The sequence below is a fragment of the Microbacterium sp. genome (assembly GCF_051953575.1).
GTDB lineage: Bacteria > Actinomycetota > Actinomycetes > Actinomycetales > Microbacteriaceae > Microbacterium.
Map to the genome: position 1 here is coordinate 1 of NZ_JBQCIP010000263.1, position 4,603 is coordinate 4,603.

General features: G+C 70.5%; 4 protein-coding genes. 1 reads left to right on the forward strand and 3 read right to left on the reverse strand.

Annotated features, from left to right (window positions below; translation table 11 throughout):
* Positions 1-446, reverse strand: a 446-nt coding sequence (locus ACTHNQ_RS16630; protein ID WP_440335067.1) for an AAA family ATPase, incomplete at its 3' end; no start/stop codon positions are given.
* 111 nt (positions 447-557) lie between these two features.
* Between ACTHNQ_RS16630 and ACTHNQ_RS16635 the strand changes: the two genes are divergently transcribed.
* Complete coding sequence (locus tag ACTHNQ_RS16635; protein ID WP_440335068.1) at positions 558-1,229, forward strand: YdeI/OmpD-associated family protein; 672 nt, start codon at positions 558-560, stop codon at positions 1,227-1,229.
* A 38-nt stretch (positions 1,230-1,267) separates the two neighbouring features.
* Here the strand turns inward: ACTHNQ_RS16635 and ACTHNQ_RS16640 are convergent, their stop codons facing one another.
* Both ACTHNQ_RS16640 and ACTHNQ_RS16645 read right to left on the reverse strand, forming a co-directional pair.
* Positions 1,268-3,802 carry a glycoside hydrolase family 65 protein gene (locus tag ACTHNQ_RS16640; protein WP_440335069.1) on the reverse strand — a complete coding sequence of 845 codons (2,535 nt, stop codon included), beginning with the start codon at positions 3,800-3,802 and terminating at the stop codon, positions 1,268-1,270.
* Complete coding sequence (locus ACTHNQ_RS16645; RefSeq protein ID WP_440335070.1) at positions 3,799-4,524, reverse strand: HAD family hydrolase; 726 nt, start codon at positions 4,522-4,524, stop codon at positions 3,799-3,801. Before ACTHNQ_RS16645 ends, ACTHNQ_RS16640 begins: the two co-directional genes overlap by 4 nt.
* Positions 4,525-4,603: the final 79 nt, after the last annotated feature.

Below are 4,603 nucleotides of genomic sequence, written 5' to 3' on the forward strand. Positions count from 1 at the left end.
TCCGGCGGCTCTTCGACGAGCTTGAGCAGCGCGTTGAAGCCCTGCGGCGTCACCATGTGCGCCTCGTCGAGGATGAAGATCTTGAACCGGTCGCGGGCCGGGGCGAACACCGCCCGCTCGCGCAGGTCTCGGGCGTCGTCGACGCCGTTGTGGCTCGCGGCGTCGATCTCGACGACGTCGAGCGATCCGCCGCCGCCGCGGCCGAGCTCGATGCAGCTGTCGCACTTCCCGCAGGGGACGTCGGTCGGACCCTCGGCGCAGTTGAGGCAGCGCGCCAGGATGCGCGCGGAGGTCGTCTTGCCGCAGCCGCGCGGGCCCGAGAACAGGTACGCGTGCCCGACGCGGTCGCCGCGCAGCGCCGTCATCAGGGGCTCGGTGACCTGCCCCTGACCGATCATCTCGCCGAACGACTCGGGCCGGTAGCGGCGATAGAGGGCTGTGGTCACTCCCCCAGCCTACGGCGTGGGTCCGACACTTCGGCAGGCGCACCGGATCGCATCCGCGACCGGCTTCGACGCCGCCGCGCCGATGTCGGTCCTGCCTGGCAGACTCGCCGCATGGCGATGATCGGCACCCCCGGCGGAACCCCCGAGCGACCGGCCGTCTTCTTCTCGGGCCCCGACGAGTTCCGCGCGTGGCTCGAGGCCAACCACGACTCGGCCACCGAGCTGTGGATGGGCCTCTACAAGAAGCATGTCGCCGATCGCCCGCTCACGTGGGAGCAGGCGGTGCCCGTCGCCCTCTGCTACGGGTGGATCGACTCTGTCGCGCAGCGCATCGACGACGACGCCGTGCGCCAGCGCTGGTCGCCCCGCAAGCCGTCGAGCAACTGGTCGAAGGTGAACATCGAGCTGGTCGAGCAGCTGACCGCGCAGGGCCTCATGACCGAGGCGGGGCTCGCCGCCTATGCACGGCGTCGCGAAGACCGCACCGGCGTGTACTCGCATGAGAACCCCGAGCAGGAGCTGCCGCCGGAATGGGCGGCACGTGTCGCGGCCGACGCCGCGGCGACGGCGTTCCTCGACGCGGCCACCCCCACCTACCGCCGGCAGGTGGTCCACTGGGTGCTGTCGGCGAAGCAGGAGGCCACGCGCGAACGACGGCTCATGCAGCTCATCGACGACAGCGCGTCCGGCCGGCTCGTGCCGTTCCAACGGTACGGCGAAGAGCCCAAGTGGGTCGCCCGTGCCGCTGAAGCGGCCCGCGCCGCTGCCGCCGCTCAGGGCTGAGCGGCGGCATCCGTCCACCGAAGCGGGTCGGCGACGCGTCAGTCCTGAACGGCCGGCTCGGCGTCGGCCACGATGATCGGGATCGTCGAGGTCACCGTCGGCACCGAGGCCGACAGCAGCGAGCCGTCCTCGCGGCGCGCCTCGCCCAGCTGCCGCAGCGTCGGGCGTCCGGCGATGACCGGCCCCTGGCCGTCCAGGGGCACGACGACCTCTTCGCCCTCGCCGACGACGTATCCGACGCCCCGTACGCTGAAGCCGACGGGATCACCCTCGCCCGCGGTGACGCGCAGCTCGTCCCGCGTCACCGTGACGGTGAGGGGCGTGCCGTGCCAGTGGAGCGTGAACTCCAGCGACGGCCAGGCAGCCGGCAGGCGCGGGTCGAACGACAGCTCGCCGAAGTGGTCGCGCATGCCGCCGAAGCCCGACACCAGCGCCGTCCACACGCCGCCCGCCGACGCCACGTGCACGCCGTCGGACGCGTTGTGATGCAGGTCGGCGAGGTCGACGAAGATCGACTGACGGAAGTAGTCCAGCGCCAGGTCCTGGTACCCGACCTCGGCCGCCAGGATGGACTGCACGACCGCCGACAGCGTCGAGTCGCCCGTGGTCAGCGGGTCGTAGTACTCGAAATCGGCCAGCTTGTCTTCGGGCGAGAAGTGGTTGCCCTGCAGGAACAGGGCGAGCACCACGTCGGCCTGCTTGAGCACCTGGTAGCGGTAGATCACCAGCGGGTGGAAGTGCAGCAGCAGCGGCCGCTTGTCGGCGGGAGTGTTCTCCAGGTCCCACACCTCGCGCTCGAGGAACACGTGATCCTGTGGATGGATGCCGAGGCTCGGGCTGAACGGGATGTGCATGGCCTCGGCGGCACGGTCCCACGACTCCGGCTCGCCCGGTTCGAGGCCCAGGCGGTCCACCATCTGGCGGTAGACCTCGCCGTCGACCTCGGCCATCTCGCGCACGGTGCGCGCCGCGAAGCGCAGGTTGAAGCGGGCCATGACGTTCGTGAACAGGTTGTCGTTGACGACCGTCGTGTATTCGTCGGGCCCGGTGACGCCGTGGATGTGGAACACCTCGCCCTCGCCGGCCTCGTTGCTGTCGGCCACGCCGTCGCTCGAGCGCCAGAAGCCGAGCGTGGCCCACAGCCGGGCCGTCTCGACCGCGATGTCGACGCCCTCGCGGTAGAGGAACTCGTCGTCGCCCGTGGCGCGCACGTACTTCGCCAGCGCGAAGCTGACGTCGGCGTTGATGTGATACTGCGCCGTGCCGGCGGCGTAGTACGCCGAGGCCTCTTCGCCGTTGATGGTGCGCCACGGGAACAGCGCGCCCGCCTCGTTGAGCTGGAACGCCCTGCGCCGCGCGGCGGGCAGCATGAGGTAGCGCATGCGCAGCGCGTTGCGCGCCCACAGCGGCGTCGTGTACGCGAGGAACGGGAGCACGTAGATCTCGGTGTCCCAGAAGTAGTGGCCGGAGTACCCCGATCCGGTCATGCCCTTCGCGGGCACGCCCTGCCCGTCGGCGCGCGCCGCGGCCTGCGCGAGCTGGAACAGGCACCACCGGGTCGCCTGCTGCAGGTCGTCGTGGCCGCCGATGCGCACATCCGAGCGCTCCCAGAACCCGTCGAGCCAGGCGCGCTGACGCGCGCGGACGGCGTCGACGCCTTCGCTGAGCGTGCGGTCGAGGGTGCGACGGCAGCGGTCGACGAGCTCGCGGGCCGGCACCCCCCGCGACGTGTGGTAGCTGACGAGCTTGGTGACCCGCACGGGCACGCCCGCCTCGGCCTGCACGCGGAACACGTTCTTCGCGATGTCGGGCTCGACGAGCGCGCGGGCGGTGTACTCGTTGTCGGTCTCGACCAGGTGGTCGGCGATGACCGCGAGCGTCATGCCCGACTCGGTGACACGGTACGACAGCGCGGCGCGGGTGCCGTCCTGCCAGAACTCCTGCGGCTGCAGCACCCGCTCCTGGATGCGCTCCGCCTTTCGGGGGTCGAACGCCGCCTTCGCGCGTCGCGTCGGCGGGGTGCCGCCGTAGACGTCCTCGCCGTCCTGGCGGTTGATCATCTGGCAGCTGATCGTCACCGGGGCGTCGGCGTTCAGCACCGTGACCTCGACCGACATGACCGCGAGGTGCTTCTCCTCGAACGAGACGAGGCGCTCGAACTCGATCCGGACCTCTTTGCCCGACGGCGTCATCCAGAGGATGTGACGGCGCAGGACGCCGTCGCGGAAGTCCAGCACGCGCTCGTACTCGCGCACGTCCGCGACGTCCAGCGACAGCGGCTCGTCGTCGACATAGACGCGCATCACCTTGGCGTCGGGCGCGTTGACGATGGTCTGCCCGACCTCGGCGAACCCGTACGCCTGCTCGGCGTGGCGGATCGGGAAGGTCTCGTGGAACCCGTTGATGAAGGTGCCGTGCTCGTGCGCGAACCGCCCCTCGGGGTGGTTGCCGCGCAGGCCGAGGTAGCCGTTGCCGACGGCGAACAGCGTCTCGGTGACGCCCGCGTCGTCGACGTCGAACGACTTCTCGACGAGCCGCCACGGGTCGACGGGGAACCGATCGCGATCGATCATCGTACGAACTCCTCCAGGTCCTTCACCACCACATGCGCCCCGGCATCCACCAGGTCCTGCGCCCCGACCCCGCGGTCGACGCCCACCACGAGCCCGAAGCCGCCCGCGGCGGCCGACCGCACACCGCTGATGGCGTCTTCGACCGCGGCGCTGCGAGCGGGCTCGACCCCCAGCATCCGCGCGGCTTCGACGAACACATCGGGTGCGGGCTTGGAGGCGAGGTGGTCCCGCTCCGCGATCACACCGTCCATCACGACCGTGAAGCGGTCGCGGATGCCCGCTGCCGCCAGCACCTCTTCGGCGTTCTTCGAGCTCGAGACCACGGCGACCGGGGTCCCGGCCTCCGCCAGCGCATCGAGCAGGCGCAGCGATCCAGGATACGCGGCGATCCCCTCAGCGCGAAGCACGCGTTCGAAGACGGCGTTCTTGCGGTTGCCGATGCCGCAGACGGTGTCGGCGGTCGGCGGATCGGACGGATCGCCCCAGGGCACCTCCACGTCGCGCGAGCGCAGCAGGCTCGCGACGCCGTCGTAGCGCTTCTTGCCGTCGAGATGGTCGAAGTAGTCGCGCTCGGTGTACGGCGGCGTGATGCCCCACGCGGCGAAGAGCTCTTCGAACATCGTCTGCCACGCGTGCATGTGCACTTCGGCGGTCGGGGTGAGTACACCGTCGAGGTCGAACAGCACGGCGTCGTAGACGGTGAGATCGGGTAGCGCGTCCATGGGCTTCAGGGTACGGGGAGCAGGTTACGGGCGGGAGACGCTGAGGGTCTGTCGGGCGATCTCGAGCTCTTCGTCGGTC

Coding starts and splice junctions, on each gene's coding strand:
- ACTHNQ_RS16635 (WP_440335068.1), top strand. CDS start 558: ATGGCGATGATCGGCACCCCCGGCGGAACCCCCGAGCGACCGGCCGTC.
- ACTHNQ_RS16640 (WP_440335069.1), bottom strand. CDS start 3,802: ATGATCGATCGCGATCGGTTCCCCGTCGACCCGTGGCGGCTCGTCGAG.
- ACTHNQ_RS16645 (WP_440335070.1), bottom strand. CDS start 4,524: ATGGACGCGCTACCCGATCTCACCGTCTACGACGCCGTGCTGTTCGAC.